Source organism: uncultured Thalassolituus sp. (genome assembly GCF_950066645.1).
Taxonomy (GTDB): Bacteria; Pseudomonadota; Gammaproteobacteria; order Pseudomonadales; family Oceanobacteraceae; genus Thalassolituus.
The window spans coordinates 88,109-110,946 of record NZ_CATMFB010000014.1; the positions used below are offsets into that span (position 1 = coordinate 88,109).

20 protein-coding genes are annotated in these 22,838 nt (G+C 52.5%); 13 read left to right on the top strand and 7 right to left on the bottom strand.

The annotated features are described in order from the left end of the window. Positions 1-24 precede the first annotated feature (24 nt). Positions 25-2,646, bottom strand: coding sequence for a DUF349 domain-containing protein (locus tag Q1L85_RS13305; protein ID WP_300426147.1), 2,622 nt, complete (start codon positions 2,644-2,646; stop codon positions 25-27). A gap of 174 nt (positions 2,647-2,820) precedes the next feature. On the opposite strand from Q1L85_RS13305, the gene Q1L85_RS13310 reads away from it, so the two are divergent. Together Q1L85_RS13310 and sbcB are read left to right on the top strand one after the other, a co-directional pair. Beyond that, positions 2,821-3,825 (top strand): alpha/beta hydrolase, encoded by a 1,005-nt coding sequence (locus tag Q1L85_RS13310; protein ID WP_300426148.1) that lies wholly within the window; start codon positions 2,821-2,823, stop codon positions 3,823-3,825. Positions 3,826-3,954: 129 nt separating this feature from the next. Then, the gene (gene sbcB / locus Q1L85_RS13315) at positions 3,955-5,397 is read left to right on the top strand and encodes an exodeoxyribonuclease I (protein ID WP_300433395.1); all 1,443 of its coding nucleotides are present in this window, start codon (positions 3,955-3,957) and stop codon (positions 5,395-5,397) included. Positions 5,398-5,399: 2 nt separating this feature from the next. Here sbcB and Q1L85_RS13320 read toward each other — a convergent pair whose 3' ends face one another. Further along, on the bottom strand, positions 5,400-6,077 hold the full coding sequence (locus Q1L85_RS13320) for a DNA-3-methyladenine glycosylase I (RefSeq protein ID WP_300426151.1): 678 nt from the start codon (positions 6,075-6,077) through the stop codon (positions 5,400-5,402). A gap of 403 nt (positions 6,078-6,480) precedes the next feature. Here Q1L85_RS13320 and Q1L85_RS13325 point away from each other — a divergent pair, with 403 nt between their 5' ends. The 5 genes from Q1L85_RS13325 (at position 6,481) to Q1L85_RS13345 (ending at position 9,742) form a co-directional block, all read left to right on the top strand. Next, positions 6,481-6,972: a hypothetical protein gene (locus tag Q1L85_RS13325; RefSeq protein WP_300433397.1), complete on the top strand. Its 492-nt coding sequence runs from the start codon at positions 6,481-6,483 to the stop codon at positions 6,970-6,972. 68 nt (positions 6,973-7,040) lie between these two features. After that, entirely contained in the window at positions 7,041-7,484 is a 444-nt protein-coding gene (locus Q1L85_RS13330) for a hypothetical protein (RefSeq protein ID WP_300426154.1), read from the top strand. 98 nt (positions 7,485-7,582) lie between these two features. After that, positions 7,583-7,996: a hypothetical protein gene (locus tag Q1L85_RS13335; RefSeq protein WP_300426155.1), complete on the top strand. Its 414-nt coding sequence runs from the start codon at positions 7,583-7,585 to the stop codon at positions 7,994-7,996. A 120-nt stretch (positions 7,997-8,116) separates the two neighbouring features. Then, positions 8,117-8,578: a hypothetical protein gene (locus Q1L85_RS13340; RefSeq protein WP_300426156.1), complete on the top strand. Its 462-nt coding sequence runs from the start codon at positions 8,117-8,119 to the stop codon at positions 8,576-8,578. 513 nt (positions 8,579-9,091) lie between these two features. Continuing rightward, positions 9,092-9,742, top strand: coding sequence for a hypothetical protein (locus Q1L85_RS13345; protein ID WP_300426158.1), 651 nt, complete (start codon positions 9,092-9,094; stop codon positions 9,740-9,742). A gap of 129 nt (positions 9,743-9,871) precedes the next feature. Here Q1L85_RS13345 and Q1L85_RS13350 read toward each other — a convergent pair whose 3' ends face one another. The 3 genes from Q1L85_RS13350 to trmA form a co-directional block, all read right to left on the bottom strand. Next, complete coding sequence (locus Q1L85_RS13350) at positions 9,872-11,206, bottom strand: DASS family sodium-coupled anion symporter (RefSeq protein WP_300433400.1); 1,335 nt, start codon at positions 11,204-11,206, stop codon at positions 9,872-9,874. Between the two features lie 63 nt (positions 11,207-11,269). Then, complete coding sequence (dbpA, locus tag Q1L85_RS13355; protein ID WP_300426162.1) at positions 11,270-12,646, bottom strand: ATP-dependent RNA helicase DbpA; 1,377 nt, start codon at positions 12,644-12,646, stop codon at positions 11,270-11,272. Next, the gene (gene trmA / locus Q1L85_RS13360) at positions 12,643-13,749 is read right to left on the bottom strand and encodes a tRNA (uridine(54)-C5)-methyltransferase TrmA (protein ID WP_300426163.1); all 1,107 of its coding nucleotides are present in this window, start codon (positions 13,747-13,749) and stop codon (positions 12,643-12,645) included. The genes dbpA and trmA overlap by 4 nt, the downstream gene beginning before the upstream one ends. A 190-nt stretch (positions 13,750-13,939) precedes the next feature. Between trmA and Q1L85_RS13365 the strand changes: the two genes are divergently transcribed. Both Q1L85_RS13365 and Q1L85_RS13370 read left to right on the top strand, forming a co-directional pair. Further along, entirely contained in the window at positions 13,940-14,818 is an 879-nt protein-coding gene (locus Q1L85_RS13365) for an acyl-CoA thioesterase II (protein WP_300426164.1), read from the top strand. Continuing rightward, on the top strand, positions 14,815-15,384 hold the full coding sequence (locus Q1L85_RS13370; protein ID WP_300426165.1) for an acyl-CoA thioesterase: 570 nt from the start codon (positions 14,815-14,817) through the stop codon (positions 15,382-15,384). The genes Q1L85_RS13365 and Q1L85_RS13370 overlap by 4 nt, the downstream gene beginning before the upstream one ends. A 190-nt stretch (positions 15,385-15,574) precedes the next feature. Here Q1L85_RS13370 and Q1L85_RS13375 read toward each other — a convergent pair whose 3' ends face one another. Continuing rightward, complete coding sequence (locus Q1L85_RS13375) at positions 15,575-16,399, bottom strand: peptidoglycan DD-metalloendopeptidase family protein (RefSeq protein WP_300433403.1); 825 nt, start codon at positions 16,397-16,399, stop codon at positions 15,575-15,577. After that, complete coding sequence (xseA, locus tag Q1L85_RS13380; protein ID WP_300428179.1) at positions 16,380-17,741, bottom strand: exodeoxyribonuclease VII large subunit; 1,362 nt, start codon at positions 17,739-17,741, stop codon at positions 16,380-16,382. The genes Q1L85_RS13375 and xseA overlap by 20 nt, the downstream gene beginning before the upstream one ends. Before the next feature lie 165 nt (positions 17,742-17,906). Here xseA and Q1L85_RS13385 point away from each other — a divergent pair, with 165 nt between their 5' ends. The 4 genes from Q1L85_RS13385 (at position 17,907) to guaB (ending at position 22,765) form a co-directional block, all read left to right on the top strand. Continuing rightward, entirely contained in the window at positions 17,907-18,380 is a 474-nt protein-coding gene (locus Q1L85_RS13385) for a DUF3015 family protein (protein WP_300428180.1), read from the top strand. Between the two features lie 76 nt (positions 18,381-18,456). Further along, the gene (locus Q1L85_RS13390) at positions 18,457-20,346 is read left to right on the top strand and encodes a DUF4105 domain-containing protein (protein WP_300428181.1); all 1,890 of its coding nucleotides are present in this window, start codon (positions 18,457-18,459) and stop codon (positions 20,344-20,346) included. 1 nt (position 20,347) lies between these two features. Beyond that, a complete protein-coding gene (locus Q1L85_RS13395) occupies positions 20,348-21,199 on the top strand; it encodes an alpha/beta hydrolase (RefSeq protein WP_300428183.1) in 852 nt (283 codons plus the stop codon). 81 nt (positions 21,200-21,280) lie between these two features. After that, complete coding sequence (gene guaB, locus Q1L85_RS13400; RefSeq protein ID WP_300428184.1) at positions 21,281-22,765, top strand: IMP dehydrogenase; 1,485 nt, start codon at positions 21,281-21,283, stop codon at positions 22,763-22,765. Positions 22,766-22,838 lie beyond the last annotated feature (73 nt).

The following is a 22,838-nucleotide window of genomic DNA, read 5'->3' on the forward strand; positions in this document are numbered from 1 at the left end:
GAGGTTCTGCCCGGCTGATCAGTATCAGACGGTGGTTTCGAGTGCTTTGATAAAGCGCTCGCGCTGGCTGTCAGTCGCTTCCGTGTGGAATAACTGGCTGATCAGTGAAGCGACCTCATCGTCTTTGCTCAGACCTTTCCCCAGCCCCTGTGCCAGGCGCTGAACCTGCAGTTCCATGCGACGGGGCTGCTCAGCGTCGGGTGAATCCACCCCGGCGAGAATTTCCATCGCGATGCACAGTTCTGTCGCATCGGCTCCGGCATGTTCCTGATTCCAGCGAACCGCGACATTGGCGGGTAACTCACTCGCATTGACCTCGGCGGCGGCTTTGCCCTGACGCAAGGCGGCGATCAGATCTGTCCAACGGGCTTTGGCGGCCGCTTCTGCTTCGGCATTGGCTTTGGCATTCAGTTGCTTCTCAACATCGCTGATGGCTTTCAGCAGACGCTGCTGGGCACTTTTCGGCAGATCGGCATCCCGCAACAGATCGCGGGCGGCATTCAGAGCGGAAGCATTGCCTGCTGCCCGCGCCTCGTCACAGGCCTGAGTCACCTGCGTTTCTGCTTCACTGACGCTGGCGTTAAGCTCGGCCTTACGCGCATCACGTGCTTCATTCAGTCGGGCAAAAATGCCGTCGGCAGCTTTACGCAATTGTTGCCACAGGCGTTGATCCGGACCACGTGGCGTAACGCCAATGGTTTTCCATTCCTGCTGAAGCTTTTTAACCGTGTCGGCAGCCTCATTCGCATCATCGCTGGCTGCCGCTTTTTCTGCTGCTTCAACAATGGCTTTTTTGGCATCCAGATTGCGATCGTACTCTGCTTTCAGGTGCGCGTAGATGCGGTCGCATGCTTCTTTAAAGGCCGTCTGCGTTTTCTGGTGTGCACCACGGTCTACCGGCGAATAGGTCCGGAAGGCGTCGCGGGCGGCATTCAGAGTATTCTGCACGGCTTTCCAGTCGGCGCTTTCCCAGTTCATTTCGGCTTCGTAGCGGGTCAGCTCGGCAATCAGGGCTTCGCGCTGTTTGACTAATCCCGCACGGATTTCGGCCTGCTCTGCAAACCATACTTTGCATGGCTCAAAGGCTTTATCTGCCGCTTCGCGGAAGCGATCCCATTGTTCACGATCATTGGAATGCCCCAGAGTTTTCCATTCGTCCTGCAGGGCTTTGATGCGGTCAGCGAGCACGTCAGGCGCGATTTCAGCGCCTACAAGCGCTTCCATCTGTTCGCACAGAGCGTCTTTTTTCGGAGCAACCGCGAAACCTTGCCAGTCACGCAGTTCGTACAGGCGGTTACTGAGCAGACGCACCGCAGCCTGAAGGTCACGCGCGCGGCCAGGGCTTAGGGTATCAAGCAGCTTCTGAATGTCGCGCAGTTGTTTCGCAGCCTCCTTTTCCTGTCCGTCGCTCAGGCTGCTGTCCATGGCTGCCATCAGAGCGGCGATCTTCTCGCGAGCGGCGCTGTCGTCAGAATTCTTCGCTGCAATCTTTTCAGGCGCCGGTTTCTGGCCGGCGGTTTTACGCAGAGCCATCAGCCAGTCGGGTGCCTGGATATCAGCTGGCCAATGAATGTGTTGCAGACAGACGCTGGCGGCTTCAGGTGACTTGAATTCACTGTCTGCGCCTGTTTCTGCCCAGTAGCGCAGACTGGTAACGATATCAGTGACGTTCTGTACGAGAATGTCATAACGCTTCTGCTGAGGGGCTGGGGCGCTGTGTTCTTTGGTGGCGTCTGCCCAGGCTTGTTCTTCACTCAGCAGGGCTTCCTGCCAGCCCTGAGCATCGGCATTCAGAGCATCGGCAATGAGATCTTCGAGGCGACCAATCACGCGTTTCTGGGCACTTCCTGCCGCCTCAAGTGCGGCGGCCAGCGCCGCTTCAGCAGCTTCCTGCTGGCGTTGCGCCTCCAGAATTGCACCGGCATCTGCGAGCAGGGCAGGGATGTCGCTGGTATCTTCGTCTGCGGTCTGGTCTTTCAGTTCGTCCCAGCGTTGTTCCAACACCTGCAGGCGACCAACGAAATCCGGACTCATCCCCAGGCGGATAAGCTGTTTCGCCTGAGTACGGATGTATTCGATACGATCGCGGATGGCCTGGCGCGCTTCTTCTTCTGCGCGCAGATCAGCCAGCAGGTTCTTACAGATGCGGTACACCGCTTTGTCACTGCCCTGTGCGTGATCGAGTACTTTCTGCAACAGGGCCGCACTTGAGAGCGTCGCGGCGGCCGCCTGGCGAACCCGTGCAACACCGTGGGTGCGGGCAATTTCTACGCGGCTCTCTTCAGATTTGATCGCTGCGAGAGCCTGCTCACTGAGGCTGCTGTCTGTCGCAAGCGAAGCAATGCGGATCAGAACGTCATCCGCTGCGTTCGCAGGCAGGGCGTCTCCGGCCATCAGGCGTTCAAGCCACAGTGCGCGCACCTGATCCCGCAACTGGGCATTACCATCGCGGATCAGCTGCTCCAGCTGGGCTTCGTCACTGATCTCACGGATGAGAGAAGCCCGGGTATCCGCAGAGGCCTCGTTCAGAATGCGGTCAAGCGGGCCTTTATTCCCTTGAGAAGCCTTTGCAGCCGGCTTCTCACCCGCTTTTGCGGTCGTGGCCGGAGTCTGTTTGTTGCCGAAGAGTTTCTTCAAAAAATTCATAGGTGACGCAGACGCTTATCGAAAAAAGGGCGATCATTTTAACCGGTCAGATGAGTTTAGGAAGCGTCTGCTGAGACATTCACAGACTATTTCAGAACAGGAGACGGAGCCGGAATGCTGTGGTAAGGTATCGGCAGCGTGTATAACTAACAATAATAAGATCCGGGGATCACGATGAAACTCTTCAAACTACTGTTGATAGCCAGCGTAGTAGCCACAACCGGTTGTGCTTACTTCGGTATGGGATCACGCCCTCTATCAGAGTTAACTGAAAAGTATACCGACGAAACTTCCAAGTTTGTTGCTGTAGACGGTGTAGTAATGCACTACCAGGACGAAGGTCAGGGACCAGTGGTACTGATGCTTCACGGCGAACATTCGTCACTGCATATCTGGGATGCATGGGCAAAACGCCTGGCAGGCGACTTCCGTGTTGTCCGCCTTGATCTGCCGGGGCATGGTCTGACCGGGCCAGATCCTGCGACCGAAACCTACGACCTCGAATATATGATGGGCAAAGTTGAAGCCTTTATGGATAAGCTGAGTCTGGATTCAGTACAGATGGTTGGCGCCTCTTACGGTGGCTTTATCACCTGGAACTTCGCAATGGAAAACCCAGAGCGCGTAGAGCGCATGGTACTGGTGGATTCCACAGGCTTTGATCAGAAACTGCATCCTGTGCTGGGCTATAACACCATTCCGGTACTGGCTGGCTTTAACTCCTGGACACTGCCACGTGGCCAGGTAGAAGATCGCCTTGAAACCATGTACTACGACGAAGAAAAAATCACCGACCAGATTGTTCGTCGTAATCAGGAACTGATGCTGCGTAAAGGCAACCGTTCTGCGTTTATCGACGTTGCACGCACGATGGAAGATCAGCTCGAAGACGGCAACAACCAGAGCGACCGCATTAAATACATCCAGACTCCGACGCTGGTCATGTGGGGCGAGCAGGATGAATGGACGACTGACCGTGTGATGCGTCAGTTTAAAGTGAACCTTCCGAACATGACCTTCGTTTCATACGAAGCCGTCGGTCATCTGCCGATGGAAGAACTGCCACGCCAGTCTGCGCGTGATGCCTATAACTACCTCGCCAGTGGCGAGCTGGGCGCACTGCCAGACAACGAAGAGCAGGGCTGGATTATTCCGGGTAACCCGCGCAAAGGCTGGTAAGCTCAGGCTGATTAAAACAGCCAGCAACAAAACCCCCGCAGGTGATCCTCCGGGGGTTTTGTTTTATGGCAGCGCGCAAATCGTTACACTACACCCACGCGACATACCGAACTTTCTCAGGAGCATTGAGTGAATACCATTGTCTGGTACGACTATGAAACCTTTGGCGCCAACCCCGCCTGGGATCGCCCGGCGCAGTTTGCCGCCATCCGCACCGACGAAGACCTCAATGAAATCGAAGAACCCGTCGAAATCTTCTGCCGTCAGTCAGACGACTACCTGCCACACCCTGAAGCGGTATTAATTACCGGTATCACCCCGCAGGACTGCCAACAGAAGGGCGTACCAGAGCGCGAATTTATCGCCCGAATTAATCAGATGTTCAGCCAGCCCGGCACCTGTGTGGCGGGCTATAACAGTATTCGTTTTGATGACGAGTTCACCCGCTATACCCTCTATCGTAACTTCCATGATCCATATGCCCGTGAATGGCAGGGCGGCAACTCGCGCTGGGACTTACTCGATGTGGTGCGGTGTGCCTATGCGTTGCGCCCGGATGGTATTGAATGGCCGAAGAACGATCTGGGTAAAACCAGCTTCAAACTCGAACACCTGACCGCCGCCAACGGCCTTGATCATGGTAAAGCCCACGACGCGGTATCTGACGTGCGGGCAACCATCGCGCTGGCGCGTCTGATCAAAGAAAAGCAACCAAAGTTATACCGTTATCTATATCAGCACCGATCTAAGCAGGCCTTGGGAGGCTTAGTCGTCGTGACAGGGCACAAACCATTAATGCACGTATCCGGTATGTTCCCGGTCGAGCAGGGCTGCATGGCCATTGTCGCGCCGCTGTGCTGGCATCCGACTAATAAGAACAGCTTTATCGCCTGGGATCTGTCGGTTGACCCGACCCCCCTGTATGACCTCACGCCTGAACAGATCTCAGAGCGTGTATTTACTCGCGCAGCCGATATGCCCGAAGGCATGACTCGTCTGCCGCTGAAAGAAATACACATCAACAAATCACCGGTACTTGCACCGGCGAATACATTGACGCCTGACCAGGCGGCTCGCTGGGAGATCAGTGGAGAAGACCTGCGCCGTCACCTGAAAATTCTGCGTGATGCAGGCTCACTGGCCGACAAAATGGCACAGGTATTTGGTGGACGTGAATTTGCAGCCATTAACGATGTGGATGCCCGTCTTTACGACGGCTTCTTCTCAAACGCAGACAAACAAGCGATGGATGAAATCCAGCGCATGGAAGGTTGGGATCTGGCGGATTATCCGAACCCATTTCAGGACGAGCGCGGTGAAGAAATGCTCTTCCGCTACCGGGCCCGTAACTTCGCCGACACCCTCAACGAAGACGAACGCGAACGCTGGGAACAACACCGCACATCACGCCTGATGAAGGGCGTATCTGGCTCGCCACTGCTCACGTTTGAGCAGTTTGCTCCACTGCTGCAACAAGCGGCAGAGCGCGTTGCTCATGAGCCTCAGAAACTGGAATGGATCTACGAGCTACAGCTCTACGCTGAGTCGATCTTTCCGGCGGTAGATTATTGAGCCTACCTACGTGGCCCTACTGACCAGGATAGAATCTGGCTCAGCTCCGTCAGGCTATAACCGGTTTCCTCACGCCAGCGCAGCATAGCCTCCATAAAGGCCTTCCAGCTCGCCTTAGAGGAAGGCACGCCGTCGACAATGCCTTTGCTGGTTAGCGCCAGAATCATATCGTCACTGAAGATGGGGGAATCCACACCCATACGGCGCAGAAAGATCTGACCTGTACGACCGCCGACCCGGTTCCCGCGTTTGCGGAACACCTTCAGGTTCTCGGCGTAGTCTTCCGGCTTCCACGATGCAAACCACTCAGCGGCTGAGCCGTGCTCGCGTTGCAGGTCTGTAAAGAACAGGGCGTTCTCATACACCGAATTGATCTTCGCCATATGGCGGATGATGGTGTCGTCCTGCATAAACTGTTCATACTGTTCTGGCGGCCACATCACCAATACATCCGGACGGAAGTTACAGAACACCTCCTCAAAGCGCGGCCACTTATCCGCTACCACCTTCCAGTTAAATCCGGACTGAAATACACACTGCGACAGGCACGACAACCACCGATCATCGGGAATCGCGGCCAGCTTCTTTGCGGATACAGGCTTCATCGCATGCTTCAGCTTCAGATCGAAGTCAGGATGCTGAGCAGCGGCTTGTTCGAGGTAGTGGCTGAAAGAGAGCATGCGAGTACCCTATGAAAAATGGACAGAAATAGTGTCCCGTCATGATATGGGCAACTGCTTCTGAATGTAAAGAATACATGGTTATCCATACAGTGTGATTCGGACTTTTCGAGCAAAACGCGCACGCTTTATTTTCGTGCTTGCGCGTTTTGTCAGAGCGGGGTACCGTAAACTCTAATCGAATCAAAGAGTTTCCCATTTGGTTTACAAGTTTACAGGCACGCTCTCGCCGAAATAACAGGCGCGCACGTTTTTCTGGAAGGGAGATTTGAGTTATGGATGACTTCTCAATTAGGTCAATGAGCTATCCAGGAAACCTCGAAAGAGTGTCCCAGGATAAATGCGCACGCACACTAGTAATCTGTTAAGAGGCAAAGAATAGCCGGTGCAACAATCAAAGATTATGGAAGATAAGATTATTTCAGCAGTGAGAACTTTTGCTAGCTCGATAAACTCAGGTAGCAAAGTCGTCGCTGATATGTCTGAACTAATTGAAGTCACGTCTCAGTTGCCTCTTTCGAGTTTTGATTACTGGGAACGTCTAATTCGTTCAGAATTCTCTATAGCTTTAAGAGAATCTATTCCCCCTAAGTGGAAGGTATGGTCAAAACCTAAGGAATTAGTAACTTGGCTTGATCTTATAAGTTGCGATGGTTACAAGCGTGAAAAAGCACTTCGAGCCCTATCTGGGGCTGCACCGAATACTTTCTTTTTTTCTCTTGCCGTGCGTAGGCTCAACGATTGGGTGCCCCAAGTTCGCAAAGCCGCAAGGGAAAAGCTCCCTGAGATTGTAAAGGCTACCGATCCAGAATATGTAGTTGAGGCATTATGCGTCGCTCTTTCAAATTGGAACTCCTGGGTAGGATTGAAGAAGCAGATAGAGAGATTCTTCTGAAAATTATCTGTGAAAAGGAGATAGCAAAGTCCCTCCGGTCTAAGTTAATTTCGTCAGCTTCTGGGCCTATGCCATCACTCTTTTCACAGCTTGGCCGCACTCAGGTACTTGATGGGAAAATTGAAGAAATAGCTAAATCCGCTATTCAGCCTTCGGTTCGAGCTAAGGCATATCGAAGCTTATTTGAAGGGCGGGTTGTATGGATCGAAGGCCGAAAATGGGTGTGGACTGATATAAGGTACTGTGAAGGCAGACTAAAACCTATAGTTGGCGAGCGGAAGTTAGAAGTTGAAACTCCAGTAATAGACTTACTAAAAATATCATCTGAAGATCGGTCGTCCATCGTAAGGCGCGTTTCAGCAGAGATTCTAATACGAGAGTTCGGCAATTTAGGTATAGAAGCGAGAGAGTTTGCCGAAAGCTTTGCTTCAGATAACTCACACGCTGTATCTGAAAGGGGTGAGTTTGCTTTAAAGAAACTAGACGAGGCAGAGCGTACCAATGCCTCTTAACAAGCGCATGTTGCCGGACTGGTTTTCCGCTGCGCTCCAAACCAGCCGCAAATGCGGGCGTTATGCCACACTAAAAATTGATCAAGGATAGGAATGCAATGATGCGTAATATGTTAATTTTGGGAATTTCACTTGCTATTGCTGGATGCGGTGGTGATTCGTCTGAATCGGAGGCTGATGACTCAAGTGTTGCGATTTGGGATGATTCAAGTCAAAGGATAGTGATAGTCCAAGAATATGGATATGTTCAGAACTTGAATGATAGATATACCACTTATGATTATTCTTTGGACACATTAACAAAAGAAGCGAAAGATGCTCTTTATAAAATTAGAACGACCAGCTCGCCCTTGTCATGTATGGCAGATGGAACGACGTATGTAGTTACCGTGACAGACAGCGAAGGCTTAGAATCAGAATATCTCTCCAGTAACATGGCTTGTAATGATGAAGAATCAACGTACGTTAGCAGTAGCGATATAAGCAATTTTATACCACTGTTAAACAATTAATAAAAGCTTAATAAGCTCGTGTAACATAAGTTGTTTTAACAGCTTAGCGTAACGCGTGCATAAAAAGTACATTCAAGTGACGCCTATGGCCCACTGGTTTAGGCGTTCCTGAGAGGTTGGATGAAAGTATTAGAACGAAAAAGAAACGGTCTTCAAGCGTTATTCGTACCGATCGCGGTTGGTGGCTTCTTCTGGGCGATTTTATCCAAACTTAGTATGCCTCTTGCAGTGAGTGGGTTTACTGCTGCTATAGCTTTTCTAATACCACTCGTAATGGTGCTAAATTCTATTCGCAAACCTGCAGCGTGGATACAGGGAGATACTTTAAATATTCGTGGAGGATTTTCTTCTACCACAAGGATTAGTTTGTCCAGTGTCGAAAATATGCGTTACCTAGCAGGAATACAAGTAAATGGGAAGCGAGGTGGTATTGTCAGGGATGCTCTATATGTGAAACTGAAAGGCTTTGATGAATGGGAGATTCCTATCCCTGATTCAATTGATCATATAAAAGATGGGCGGCTATACAAATTCATAAACGAGAATTTTTATGAGTTACCCTATCAAGAACAAACCAATTGATAATGTGCCTTCGGCACAACGCTTTTATCAATAATAACATACGTCAGTCTGAAGGTTTTAATAGACCTCTCGATAGAGGCAAGGGTATTTATTCCAGTCTGGGTTTGGCCTGCACTAGCAACTGCTCTTAACACAGGCTATCTCATAATGACTTCAGTCTTGGTCATAGTGACGAGCAATAATACAAAGTATGCGGTGTGTAGTAAGGTAAGCCGCGTTACCGTAATTGTAATGTTCGTAGTGTGGCTGGTCCGATCTTATGAGTCATACCATATGCTTAAAGCTGTAAAAATATATTAATTAACCCATATTTCGTGCAGTATCTCACCTGACCTGAGGTTATGTATCTCCGCATTCCCTGAATGATGGGCGAGGTACTGAGTGCAGTTCCTTTCGGGGTATTAACGATCAATCTCTGGCAGCTGTCACGATAAATTTTCTACTCAGATTATTGATATTCAGTTAGAATGCAAATCTACTTAATTATTTTTTGTAAAAAGTTAAAGGATTAACATGTTTTTTTCATTCAGATTTCTAGCGTGCATTGCAGTTTCCTTAATCTGTGGATGTATGGGCGAGGATGCGGATAATGGTACTGACCATCGTGCGGGGCAGGATCCTGAGTCAGTTACCGCGACCGCTGTGGATGTGTCAGGTGATGCTGCTTTTGCGTTCATCGATGTAGAATTGGTAAGTGTTACATTCTCCGATACACATATCGAAGTCTCTATTCAACTTCTGAATATTCCAGAGGAATTTGTTTACGACGCTTCTAATCTATCAGCGAACTCTCTTGAATATGATTGGGCGGTATCTTTTGATGTTGATTTTGATGGTTCGTTGGCGAATGACCTTGTGTTAAGTGTATCGAATTTCAAGTTTGAAGAAGAGCAGCAAAAGCGTGCAGAAATGCTAGCGTTTACGCAAAATAACATCTGGCGGATGAATGAAATGGGTAGTGGCGCCTCAATGATTGGTAATTTGTCTGCTGAGGTAAATGGCAACTCACTTACTATCACTGTGGCCAAAGATGATTATGAAGAACTTAGCGCCATCAGTAATACAGTTCCGTTCTTGTATGAAGGTTATTATGCAACATCTGGTAGCGTCTATAGGGACTTACTCCCCGATGATGGCGGTTACTTTGTGCCGGTTGATGAGTGAGCAGCTCTAGTGATGAGAAAGTTCATGTTACGGTTAGGAAGGGAGCGAAAGAGCTTTTCGAAAACGCCCCTGAAGATAATCGGAAAAGAGATCCCCAAAGAATAGCGCTGATTGTAGCGCTACTTCTTTTCACCAAACCACCCACGCATACCCACTAATTACCGCAATACAGCTCAGATTGATCCAGAACCCGGTCCGCATCATATCTTTCTGCGCTACATAGCCGCTGCCATACACAATGGCATTGGGTGGTGTGGCGACCGGCAGCATAAACGCACAGGACGCTGCGACGGCAATTAACGCGCTCAGGATGACTGCGGGAATTCCAAGGTTTTCGGCAATGGCGGCGAACACGGGTACTAATAGCGCAGCACTGGCGGTATTGCTGGCAAATTCGGTTAAAAACACCACAAACGCCACGACGGCCAGTATCACCAGTAATAACGGTGCGCCTTGTAAGAAGCCACCAATATGGTCGGCCAGGAAGACGCTGGTGCCGGTGGCTTTGAGTACGGCACTCAGGCAGATGCCACCACCGAATAACATCAGCACGCTCCAGTCGGTGGTTTTTTCGATCTGTTTCCAGGTAACAACGCGGCTCAGGCCAAGAAGTACGATGGCCATGATGGCGATGAGTGTGTCGAATTTCGGTAGGCCGCCGAGTAGCCTATTGAGTGGTGTACTGAATATCCAGCAAACGACGGTAAACGCAAAAATGCCCAACGCGAGGAGGCGAGGGCGCGTCCATTCGAGTGGCTCATGTTCGGTTGAAAAGCGGTGATTCAGGTTTGGGCGAATGACCGCGAATAAAACGGCGAGTATCACGGGTAATAAAATCATCGACAGCGGGCCCGCCATAACCAACCAGTCGGCGAAGGTCAGGTTGCTTTGCGCTGCCGCAATGGCGTTCGGTGGGCTGCCGACTAAGGTGGCGATGCCGCCGATACTTGCGCAATAGGCGATACCGAGTAATACAAATACATAGGTCGGGCGCTGGTCTTCGGCATTTAACTGGTGCAGCACGCCCAGTACCAGGGGCAGCATCATGGCCGTAGTGGCGGTGTTGCTGATCCACATCGACAGGCCTGCCGATACCGCGAATAACATAAAAACTGCGACATTAAAGCGGCCTCTGGCGAGATCGAGGACTTTGTTGGCGATGGCGGCGTCGATTTTCTGGGCGTGCAGGGCTGAGGCGAGAGCAAAGCCACCGAGGAAGATAAAGATAATGGGGTCGGCGAATTTACTGAGCGCATCGCCGGTGTCTAATACCCCAAAGACAACGGCCAGAGTGGGCACCAGTAACGCGGTAATGCTGACATCGAGAGCTTCGGTCAACCAGAGTATGGCGATAAAGATCAGGATGCTCAGGCCATCGACGACGGCAGGCTCAAACGGTAGCCAGAGTTGCATGGCCGCGAACAGCAGCGCGTTGAAAACGATAATAAGGTTTGAGCCTGGCATACGCAGTCCGTTGTTTTTTATTGTTAGTAGAGGGTAATAAAAAACAACGGCCCAGGTAAGGTGTCAGATGCGTCTGACCTTGATCTGACGCCCTTTAATGCGGCTTTTCTCTAACAAGCGTAATGCATCATTGGCGTATTCACGCTCAACCGCTGCAAAAGCAACGAAGTCGAGAACGGTAATATTACCAATCACGTTGCCCGGTACTTTCCCACCGGCAGTGATGGCTCCGACGATATCTCCCGGGCGCAGTTTGTTTTTGCGACCTTCAGCAAAGCAGATGGTGACATACGGTGGCTTGCCGGTGTCGTGGCTGCCGGTCAGTTCACTTTGATGCATGGCCGGAATGTTGTGCTTGAGCAGGTCTTCAATCGCTTCGCGTTTGTACTGCTCGCGCTCGGTAAACAGGCTCAGTGCCAGGCCTTCGCTGCCGGCGCGGCCAGTGCGACCAATACGGTGTACGTAGACTTCCGGATCGCGTGGCAGTTCGTAGTTAATGACGGCTTGTAGCTCATCAACGTCGAGGCCACGGGCGGCAACGTCTGTGGCGACTAAGCAGTGGGCGCTGCCTTGTTTAAAGCGGATATACGTCTGGTCGCGGTCACGTTGGTCGAGGTCACCGTGCAGCCCGAGGGATAAATATCCAGCATGGCGCAGTGCTTGTGACACGTCGTTTACGGTCTGTTTGGTATTACAGAAGATCACCGCCTGCTCGATGGCGAAGTGCTGCATCGCGGCCAATAACGCTTCGGTACGACTCTCTTTACCGCAGCCAATCAGTTGTTGGCGGATATGATCTGTTTTATGTACGGCTTCGACTTTAATCGTCTCTGGCTCGTGCATCAGATCTTTGCTCAGGGCTTTGATGTTGTCTGGGTAGGTCGCAGAGAACAGCAGCGTCTGACGATTGTGTTTAGTGTGCGAGGCAATGTCGCGGATGTCGTCGGCGAAGCCCATTTCGAGCATGCGGTCAGCTTCATCGAGCACCAGCGTATTTACGTTCTCCAGAACCATAGTTTTCTTGCGAAGGTGGTCTTTGATACGCCCCGGAGTACCAACGGCGATGTGGGCGCCACGCTCAAGCGAGCCGATCTGAGGTCCGATAGAAACGCCACCTGAGATTACGACAATTTTGATGTTTTGCGTAAAGCGGGCGAGCTTTCGCAGCTCGTCCGCGACCTGAGTCGCCAGTTCGCGAGTCGGGCAGAGCACTAAACCCTGAATGCCATAAAACTTCGGGTTCAGGTTCTGTAGCAACGGAATACCGAAGGCGACGGTTTTGCCGCTGCCGGTTTTCGCCTGTGCCAGTACGTCGTTGCCTGCAATGCTGATGGGCAGCGACTGGGCCTGAATCTCGGTAGCGTCACTGAAGCCCAGTTGCTGCAGGTTGTCCTGCATGGCTGGGGTGATGCCTTTGATGTCTTTAAATGAAGTGCTCACGCGGTTGCCTTGCGTTTCAGAACGACGCCCGTTTCGATGTGATGGGTATACGGGAACTGGTCGAACATGGCGAAACGCACGATGTCGTGGGTTTTGCAGAGTTCGGTCAGGTTCGCGTGCAGGGTGTCCGGGTTACAACTGATGTAGATGATGTTGTCGTAGCCGGCGGTTTGTTTGACGGATTCGTCGTCCAGACCTGCCCGTGGCGGATCGACCAGTACGGTACGGAAGTCGTAGCTGGTTAAATCAACGCCTTCTAAGCGGGTAAAGGTGCGTTCGCCTCGCAGCGCCTGTACAAATTCTTCAGACGACAAGCGCGCAATAATGAGGTTGTCGATCTGGTTGTCGGCAATGTTCACCTGAGCGGCATTTACCGAGGTTTTAGAGATCTCAGTCGCCAGTACGCGGTCAAACTTTTCGGCCAGTGCGACGGAGAAGTTGCCGTTGCCGCAATACAGTTCAACAAGATCGCCACCTATGCCTTCAGACGCTGAACGCGCCCAGCTGAGCATCTTCTGGTTTACCTCACCGTTAGGCTGCGTAAAGCCGCCTTCTATCTGGCGGTAGCTGTATTGCTTGCCATCGACATTTAGCACTTCGGTCACATAGTCGCGCTCAAGGACGATCTTCTGCTTACGTGAGCGGCCAATAATCGGGAAGCCTATACGCTCTTGAAGAGCACGTGCTTCTGCTTCCCAGGCGTCATCCAGTTTCTTGTGGTAGATGATGGTGATGAGCGCATCGCCACTCAAGGTGGTCAGGAACTCCACCTGAAACAGGCGGCGGCGCAGCAGTTCGCTGTCGTGAATCTCGGCTAATAAGCGCTTCATCAGGTCATTGATGAGCGGAGAGGCTATATTGAATTCACGGACTTCGTAGGCTTTGCTGCGGTTGCCCGGCTCAAACATGGCGTAGAAGCAGCGTTCGCCCTCATGCCAGAGGCGGAATTCAGCGCGCAGGCGGTAGTGCGACACCGCGCTGTCATAGACTTCCAGAGCCGGTGGTGCGAATTCTGCGAACAGACTGTTCAGCCGCACTTTTTTCTCGTCGAGCTGAGTATCGTATTCGGCCGGATTGATAGGATCTGGAAAGATTTCTGACATGAGATAACCGGAGCATTGCATTGAGGCGGGGTATTATACGCATCCCGGTATCCGGTGCACTCTGAGGTCATGTAAGCCACTATTTTTGCGTCGCAAAGGGCCTGATTGCGGCGTATTGTGTCATTTCGGCCAATGATCAACGGAAATGATCAGGTATTGTGCCGTTTACCGTTAATGATGAGAGTCTGCTATGAGTGAAGTATTACAGGATCTGGTAACCCTGCTGAAACCATCGCCACTGGGTGAGAATAGCTTTCGGGGTGAAACTCAGGATCTCGGGTTTCGCGCGCTGTTCGGCGGTCAGGTCATGGGCCAGAGTCTGGCGGCAGCGATGCAGACCTTGCCCGAAGGTGACTGGCAGGCGCACTCGTTTCATGTGTATTTTATGCTGGCAGGCACAGTGACAGATCATCTCGAATTCGAGATTGATCCTCTGCGCAATGGCCGCAGCTTCTGCACCCGTCAGGTGAAGGCGATTCAGAATGGTCGGGCGATTCTGACCATGATCTGCTCATTCCAGCAGCCGGAAGAAGGCTTTGAGCACCAGGCGCCAATGCCTGAGGTGAAAGGCCCGGACGGAATTGCTTCTCAGGTTGAGCTGGCGCGTATGTTCCGTGATTATTTCCCAGAAAAAGTACGTGACATTTACACGGCAGATAAACCTATTGAAATGCGGGTGATTGATCCGGTGAATATTTTCGCGCCGACGAAAAAAGACCCGGTGAAATACCTTTGGTTGCGTGCGGATGGGCAGCTGCCTGACGACTACGATGTTCACTGCATGTTGCTGGCGTATGCTACAGACTTTAATCTGCTGCCAACCTCTCTGCATCCTCATGCTAAGTCATACGGGCAGAAGGATATGCAGTTGGCGAGTCTGGATCACAGCGTCTGGTTTCATCGTCCGTTCCGTATGGACGAGTGGCTGCTGTACGCGATTGATAGCCCGAATGCCGGCGGCGGTCGTGGATTCTGTCGTGGACAGGTATTTAATCAAAAAGGTGAACTGGTGGCTTCTGTGGCTCAGGAAGGTCTGATCCGCCAGATACAGTTGGATAAAAAATCATGATGATGTTGCGCTTTCTGCTGATTTTCTTCCGGCAGAAGTGGAATGACAGTCGCGATGCATTAGCGACTACCCGTTATTATTTCCGTGTGATGCCGTGGGATATGGATCTCAATATGCATCTCACCAATACGCGCTATCCGGCATTTATTGATGTCGGTCGGGTACAGTGGTTCGCAGAAATTGGGCTGCTACCTCTGATTATCAGCAACGGCTGGCGCACGGTCGTAGCGAGTCAGACCGTCACCTTTGTGCGAGAAATAAAACCTTTTACTAAGGTAGAAATCGAAAGCCGTGTTCTGTATTGGGATCGCAAGTATCTTTATTCAGAGCACCGTTTTCTGGTCGAAGGCAAACTGCATTGCAAAGCGCTGGGTAGAATTGCGCTGGTGCGGGGCGGACGGGTTCGTAGCTTCAGCTCGCTGCTGCAGGCATTGGATAAATACCACGGACGCGATGTAAAAGAGTATGTGGCGCCTGAGCCTACCCCTGAGATTCAGGCGAAGATTGATCTTCTGAATCTGAAGCGGGATGCGGAGCTTGCTCGTGCGGAGAAGGATGCGGCTTAGCATCCTTTTCTAATAATTCTGCAGCCCCCGAAAAATCAAACCCTTCAGAGTCTTCCATTTCTTCCACATTGGGCCGTATGCCACAGCCCGATCCTTTGACTGGCATTAAACCCGCAGTGCCCGGATGTTTTTTCATACGGTTACGCTCTCTTCTGGGGGGCGACTTACCTGGCTTTTCTGGGAGCACGGCTTACCTGGGCTGGTCAGCGCGGAGAAGCAGTTTAGGGTTTACCCGTGCATTATTCAGACTGACCGTCCAGTGCAGGTGCGGCCCTGTGGCCCGCCCGGTTTTACCGACGGCGCCGATTAAATCACCCTGTTGAATGTCATCGCCTTCTTTGACATCGATGCGGCTCATATGACACATCATACTGATCAGGCCCTGGCCATGATCAATAAATACGCTGTTGCCATTAAAAAAGAAATCGCCAGTCAGAACTACTTTACCCGCTGCCGGAGCAATGATCGGTGCGCCCTCAGGGGCTGCAATATCGATCCCGCTATGAGGCTTACGGGCCTGACCGTTAAAAAAACGTTTTAAGCCAAAGGCACTGCTGTATGAGCCTTCGGTGGGTAATATCATCTCGGTCCACTGCGCAGCGAGGTGTTCGCTGTGGCTTTTATAGACGGGCGTCATCTGGTTGTATTCTTTGCCGATGCGGTCCATGTCATTTTTCTGTGGATTTACCTTACGAGTTTCTTTGATTTCAATATGCTGTTCTTCGTAAGGGTAGGGCGTTATTGCGGTGGTGGTTGTTTCGCCATTCACTTCAAGGGTCAGTGATTGTTCCTGATTGAGCGGCACGCCAACCACGGCAACCCACTGCTCGTCATGATTAACGACCATGACAGGCTTGCTGTTAAACATCACGCTGGGTTTTTCATCCGTGGCCGCGGCGACGGGCAGGCTGATGATTCCCCCAGGAACCCGGTGATCGGGCAGGGAAGAGGCCAGCACCAGCGGACTGAGCAACAAAGACAGAATTACCAGCAGTTTATGAGTTTGCAGAGTCATCCGGTGTTATCTCCTGAACGGTACTGATCAGTTTGCCCTGATGCAGACGGGTTTCTATGGTGCTGCCCGGAGATACGTCCGCCGCAGAGTGAATCACTTTGCCGTCCTGATCATGGGTAATGGAATATCCCCGTGCCAGAACCTGCAGTGGGCTGACTGACGACAGCAGGCGCGCTCCGGAGGCCAGTGCCTTCTGCTTCTGCGTCAGTTGCTGCTGAACAGCGCGTTTCAGTCGCTGTTGTAATTGCTGCAGGTTTTTCTGGTGCTGTGTCAGCGTTTTCTGCGGGTGCAGGTGTTCCAGAACGGATGTCAGACGCGCGAGCTTCTGTCTGGGTTCCGCAATCTTCTGTTGCATGACGCGCTGCAGACGTATCTCTAACTGGTCCAGTCGTTGCGATTGGTTCTGTAGCTGGTGTTGCGGACCACGCAGGCGCGATCTGAGTTGCTCAAGCTGTTTGAAGCGCTGCTGCTGACGGTCTTTGAATGCGCGTTGCAGACGTTGTTTCATACTAATGATCTGCTGTCGTAACAGTGCGCCATCGGGGCTGATCATTTCTGCAGCAGCCGAGGGGGTGGGCGCACGCAGGTCGGCGACAAAATCGGCAATCGTAAAATCGACTTCGTGACCGACGGCGCTGATGACCGGAATGGCGGAATGCGCAATCGCGCGGGCGACACCTTCGTCATTGAAACACCAGAGGTCTTCCAGTGAGCCGCCGCCGCGTCCGGCAATAATCACATCGCAGCGGGCGTCGCGGTTAGCACGCTGTAGTGCGGTAATAATCTGTGCGGGGGCTTCATTGCCCTGTACCATGACCGGATAAATATCCACTTCAATTGAGGGCCAACGCCGTTTCAGCACGGTCAGCATGTCGTGAATAGCGGCGCCAGTCGGTGAGGTGATGACGGCGACACGACGTACTGCAGGCAGGGGGCGTTTGCGCTCTTCTGCAAACAGGCCTTCCGAAGCGAGTCTGCGTTTGAGCTGTTCAAAAGCAAGCAGCAGGGCGCCTTCTCCCGCCGGTTTCATGTTGTCGACGATAAGCTGATAGTCACCGCGGTTTTCATACAGGCTGACCTTGGCGCGAATCTCTACCATATCGCCTTCTTTGGGCAGAAATTTCAGCATGGCAGTGCGTGAGCGGAACATGGCACAGCGAACCTGAGCACCGGCATCTTTAAGAGTAAAGTACCAGTGCCCGGAAGATGGACGCGCAAGATTCGATATTTCACCTTCCACCCTTACCGATGCAAACGACACTTCGAGCAACTGGCGGGCGCGGGAATTGAGTTCAGAGACCGTGAAAACGGCGTTATCGCGGGGGTTACCTGTCTGGTACATAAATCTGCAGATTGACGCTTTTGCAAAGGCTGACACAACTCAAACAATTTCGCCAGTCTGCGACGAATTCCCACAACCGGGGTAGACAAGCCGGGTTTGAGGGAATAGTTTGTGGTTTCGGCATTTTCGCTGATCTCTATGTCAAAACGAACAAGGAATAAGTCCATGAAAAAAATTCTTGCAGCAGCTGCTCTGGTATCTCTTTCCTCTATGTCATTCGCTGATTCCGGCCCTGCGGGTTGTGGTCTGGGTACGGCGGTTGTCTTCCCGGATGCAAACGAGTGGCACGAGCACGTACTGGCGGCAACCACTAACGGTACTTCCGGTAACCAGACCTTTGGTATGACTTCCGGCACACTGGGTTGTGAAGCTGCGAATGGTCCACTGAAACTGGCAAAAACCTTCATGAACGACAACATGGATCAGCTGGCCATTGACGCTGCTCGTGGTGAAGGTGAAACTCTGGCAGCTCTGTCAGAAGTGATGGGTATCGAAGCAGGCGATAAAGCTACCTTTAACGCAACTGTAAAGGCTAACTTCGACACTATGTTCTCATCTGAAGCGACTGCAGAAGATGCGTACGAGTCTCTGACTCAGGCGATGGCTGCTGACGCTTCTCTGCAGAAATACCTCGGCTGAACCTATAGCTGACGGTAGAATAAGAGCGCGCTCCGGCGCGCTTTTTTATTGGATATTCACCACGTAAGGACTGGGTGTGAAAAGGGTGTATGCATTCCTGGCGTTGATGGCTGTGCTGAGCGCGCCATTGGCCAAAGGCTCAGACATAGCAGGTAAGAATGATATTCAGGCGCTCGCCGCGCATAAACAATGGCACCACCTTCTCCACGTCCGGTATCACCCTTACACCTTCCGAACACTCAGTCAGAACGACAGCCCGGCGTTTTTTCTGTCGGCGCAGGGCAAGGTTGATCCAGCAGCCGAACTTCAGGCTGATCTGGAAGCATTCCTGCAGAATACGATGGCGCCTGACAGCTCTGCGCAGTGCCGCTTTCCTGCCCGTTATCATTGGTTGAAGCAGCAGTTACCTGACGCAGGTTTTATTGATCAGCCCTGTCCTGAGTTTGAGGAATGGCGTCAGGATCTGGCGGCACACCGCCTGACGCTGATTTTTCCGGCCTCGCACATTAATTCTCCCTCCTCGATGTATGGGCATACTCTGGTGAGGCTCGACCGGAAAGACCCGGAGAGCAGCAAGCTGCTTGCCTACAGCGTTAATTTTGCGGCAGATGCGGACCCGGAAGATAACGAACTCAAGTTCAGCTGGAAGGGCTTGACCGGCGGTTATCCCGGTACGGTGTCAGTCATGCCGTATTATGTGAAAACCAACGAATATCAGCACATGGAATACCGTGATGTCTGGGAATATCAACTGTCGTTTACGCAGGAAGAAGTTGATCAGTTTGTGCGTCATATCTGGGAGACCCGCGATACCCACTTTGATTATTTCTTTTTCGACGAGAACTGCTCATACCGCCTGATGGCATTGCTGGACGCGGCGTCTGAGCGTGCTGACCTGGCAGATCGTTTTGTGCGTAAAGCCGTGCCGGTAGATACCATCCGTGCCTTAAAAGACGAACAGTTTCTGTATCAGATCGATTTCCGGCCGTCGGCGGCCACGCTGATGGAAAACATGGCCGATCACGCTTCTGTTGAAGAGCAGGCAGCGGCGCATCTGCTGGTTGAAACGGATCTTCCTATTGACGACATCCTCAGCGGCATGACCGTCGGTGAACAGCGCCGGTCACTGGAGTTAGCGCAGGCTTATGCCCGTTATCTGTCGGTGAAGAAGAAACAGGCGAATCCCGTACTCCGGCAACGCACCATTGATATTCTCTCGACCCGCAGTCGCCTGCCGTCTGGTGCGGCATTTCCGGCGCCGGATAAGCCACCTGTGCGTGATGACGAAGGGCACGGCAGCAGTCGCCTGATGTTATCTGCGAACCGTATTGATGGTTTATGGCGGGCTGACGCGCGTTGGCGTATCGCTTACCACGACATCATGGATGTGCCCTCTGGGTTTGTTCCCGGGGCTCAGATTCAGATGGGCGAGTTCGATCTGGGTTATCTTGAAGGCGAAGGTGTGCAGCTTAACTCGCTGACCGTTGTTGATGTACTCTCTCTGAGTCATATGACCGATTTTCAGTCGCCGGTCGCCTGGGGTGTCAGTGGCGGGCTTGATCGTTTTCAGGCTCCCGGAAGTGAGTTGTTCGGCTATCTCAATATAGGATTTGGCCGTGCCTGGCATACCCGTGTGCCTGGCCCGGAAGACCGGCCAACGGGCGATGGCCGCCTGTTTGTGCTCGGCCAGGTAACGGCTCGTGCGGATAATCAGTTTCGCGATGGCTATCAGCTGACGGCGGGGCCACGGGTTTGTTGGCTATGGCAGGGGGCACTGACTCAGGAGCTTATCAGCTTTACCTGGGAGCCATTGACTGCGGGCGACGATCATACCCGGCGCGCCTTACTGATCGAAGAGGGCTTCACCGGAGCCAGTGATGATCAGCTGCGTCTGGGCTTTGAACGTGAGTGGCTGGGGTCGCAGGCAACCAATCGCTGGCACCTCAGTTATGCCTGGTATTTCTGACATGAGATTCATCCCTGACAAGATCATGATGCGGCTCGGGCTGGTTATCATCAGTATTCTGGCTCTGAGCAGCTGTGCCTCGCTCACCAGCCTGTATTTTTATCCTCAGAGCGTCTGGGTACAGACCCCGGACCGTTTTGGGGTGGCTTATGAGGATGTCTGGTTTGAAAGCCGCGACGGGACGCGGCTGCACGCCTGGCATCTGAAGCCTGAAACTCCGGACAGTACTCTGCCTGTGATTCTGTACCTGCATGGCAATGCCGAAAATATTTCAACGCATTCGCTGAGCATTCTGTGGATGACGGAACTTGGCTTTGATGTGCTGGCGCTTGATTACCGGGGCTATGGTGCGTCGGAAGGGCGAGCGCGTATGCCGGGGGTGCTGGAAGACGTAGAGGTTGCCGCTCTATGGTGGCGTGAACAGAATCCGGGGCGGACCCTGGCCGTGCTCGGCCAGTCGATGGGCGCGGCGATGGCGGTAAATCTGGCGGCACAGCCCGATGCTGTCGATATGCTGGTGGCTGAATCCAGTTTTGCGGGGTTTCCGGATGTTGCCCGTGCTGCGCTCGGTAAGGCCGGTATTCTGGGGTGGCTGGTTTATCCGTTTACCTGGCTGGTACCGGATGACTGGGACCCACAAGCTCAGGCCGCGAAGGTCCGCGTGCCGGCGCTGCTGATGCACAGTCGGATGGATGATGTTATCCCTTATAAGCAGGGCCGGGAGGTCTACGAAGCTATGCCGCCTGGTGCCTGCTGGGCAGAGAGCAAAGGCCCGCATATCGGCAGTTTCCGCTACGGTGATATGCGAGAGCGCGTCGTTGAGTTTCTCCGTTCTGGGGCGTGTCCGGAATAATCGTTCACTGACGTTTACCGGTCGGGGACCTTTCGCTATAATGCCCCGCCTTTCCTTCAACCTCATTCTGGAAGGCTCTATATGTTGCGAATCGCTCAGGATGCACTCACATTTGATGATGTGCTGTTGGTTCCCGGTTACTCCGAAGTTCTGCCAAATCAGGTATCACTCAAGACCCGTATCACCAAAGGTATTGAGCTGAATATCCCGCTGATTTCTGCTGCCATGGACACTGTGACCGAAGCCCGTCTGGCGATTGCCATCGCTCAGGAAGGCGGTCTGGGTATTGTTCACAAGAACCTGACCATCGAAGAGCAGGCAGCGGAAGTCCGCAAAGTTAAAAAGTACGAAAGTGGTGTGGTAAAAGATCCGATTACCGTTCCCAGCACCAGTACTATCCGTGAAATTCTTGAACTCACCATGCAGCACAACATCTCCGGTATGCCGGTGGTGGATGGCGATGAGCTGGTGGGTATCGTTACCAGCCGCGATGTGCGCTTTGAAAAGAACCTGGATGCCCTGGTACCCAGCGTGATGACGCCAAAAGATCAGCTGGTCACTGTGAAAGAAGGCACCAGCCCTGAAGAAGTTCAGGATCTGCTGCATACCCACCGTATTGAAAAAGTTCTGGTACTGGATGACGCCGGTAAACTCGTGGGCCTGATGACAGTGAAAGACATTGAAAAAGCCCGTGCTTTCCCGAATGCGGCGAAAGACGAGCAGGGTCGTCTGCGTGTTGGTGCTGCTGTTGGTACCGGTGCAGGCACGGATGATCGTGTTGAAGCGCTGGTGAAAGCCGGTGTTGACGTGATTGTTGTCGATACCGCTCATGGCCACACATCAAATGCATCTGGCACTGGTGTGATTGACCGCGTGCGTTGGGTGAAGCAGAACTTCCCTCAGGTTCAGGTTATTGGTGGCAACATCGCAACGGCGGAAGCGGCGATTGCTCTTGCTGAAGCAGGTGCCGATGGCGTGAAAGTCGGTATCGGCCCAGGCTCTATCTGTACCACCCGTATCGTTGCGGGTGTGGGTGTACCTCAGATTTCTGCGGTAGCGAATGTGGCGGCAGCTATGGCTGATTACGGAATTCCAGTCATCGCTGACGGCGGTATCCGCTTCTCTGGTGACATTTCCAAAGCTATTGTCGCTGGTGCAAGCGTTATCATGGTCGGCTCTATGCTGGCGGGTACGGATGAAGCTCCGGGCGAAGTCGAATTGTTCCAGGGCCGTGCGTACAAGTCTTACCGTGGCATGGGTTCTCTGGGCGCGATGGGTCAGACTCAGGGTTCTTCTGATCGCTACTTCCAGGACAAGCAGGCAGGTGTTGATAAGCTGGTGCCAGAAGGCATTGAAGGCCGTATCGCCGTCAAAGGCCCACTGACCAATATCGTCCATCAGCTGATGGGTGGTGTACGTGCCTCTATGGGTTACACCGGTTGTGCAACGATTGATGAAATGCGTACCAAGCCTGAATTTGTGCGCATTACAGCGGCGGGCATGAAAGAGTCTCACGTTCACGACGTGCAGATCACCAAAGAAGCCCCGAACTACCGTCTGGGCTAAGAGCCTCTGACGATATAAATAGGTGGGGATGATGAGAGTCATCCCCGCTTTTGTTTTTAAATCTTTTATCTGG

Bases quoted from the DNA above. Each gene is read 5' to 3' on its own strand.
- Q1L85_RS13305 (WP_300426147.1), bottom strand. From the start codon at position 2,646: ATGAATTTTTTGAAGAAACTCTTCGGCAACAAACAGACTCCGGCCACG.
- Q1L85_RS13310 (WP_300426148.1), top strand. From the start codon at position 2,821: ATGAAACTCTTCAAACTACTGTTGATAGCCAGCGTAGTAGCCACAACC.
- Q1L85_RS13320 (WP_300426151.1), bottom strand. From the start codon at position 6,077: ATGCTCTCTTTCAGCCACTACCTCGAACAAGCCGCTGCTCAGCATCCT.
- Q1L85_RS13325 (WP_300433397.1), top strand. From the start codon at position 6,481: ATGGAAGATAAGATTATTTCAGCAGTGAGAACTTTTGCTAGCTCGATA.
- Q1L85_RS13330 (WP_300426154.1), top strand. From the start codon at position 7,041: ATGCCATCACTCTTTTCACAGCTTGGCCGCACTCAGGTACTTGATGGG.
- Q1L85_RS13335 (WP_300426155.1), top strand. From the start codon at position 7,583: ATGATGCGTAATATGTTAATTTTGGGAATTTCACTTGCTATTGCTGGA.
- Q1L85_RS13340 (WP_300426156.1), top strand. From the start codon at position 8,117: ATGAAAGTATTAGAACGAAAAAGAAACGGTCTTCAAGCGTTATTCGTA.
- Q1L85_RS13345 (WP_300426158.1), top strand. From the start codon at position 9,092: ATGTTTTTTTCATTCAGATTTCTAGCGTGCATTGCAGTTTCCTTAATC.
- Q1L85_RS13350 (WP_300433400.1), bottom strand. From the start codon at position 11,206: ATGCCAGGCTCAAACCTTATTATCGTTTTCAACGCGCTGCTGTTCGCG.
- trmA (WP_300426163.1), bottom strand. From the start codon at position 13,749: ATGTCAGAAATCTTTCCAGATCCTATCAATCCGGCCGAATACGATACT.
- Q1L85_RS13365 (WP_300426164.1), top strand. From the start codon at position 13,940: ATGAGTGAAGTATTACAGGATCTGGTAACCCTGCTGAAACCATCGCCA.
- Q1L85_RS13370 (WP_300426165.1), top strand. From the start codon at position 14,815: ATGATGATGTTGCGCTTTCTGCTGATTTTCTTCCGGCAGAAGTGGAAT.
- Q1L85_RS13375 (WP_300433403.1), bottom strand. From the start codon at position 16,399: ATGACTCTGCAAACTCATAAACTGCTGGTAATTCTGTCTTTGTTGCTC.
- xseA (WP_300428179.1), bottom strand. From the start codon at position 17,741: ATGTACCAGACAGGTAACCCCCGCGATAACGCCGTTTTCACGGTCTCT.
- Q1L85_RS13385 (WP_300428180.1), top strand. From the start codon at position 17,907: ATGAAAAAAATTCTTGCAGCAGCTGCTCTGGTATCTCTTTCCTCTATG.
- Q1L85_RS13395 (WP_300428183.1), top strand. From the start codon at position 20,348: ATGAGATTCATCCCTGACAAGATCATGATGCGGCTCGGGCTGGTTATC.
- guaB (WP_300428184.1), top strand. From the start codon at position 21,281: ATGTTGCGAATCGCTCAGGATGCACTCACATTTGATGATGTGCTGTTG.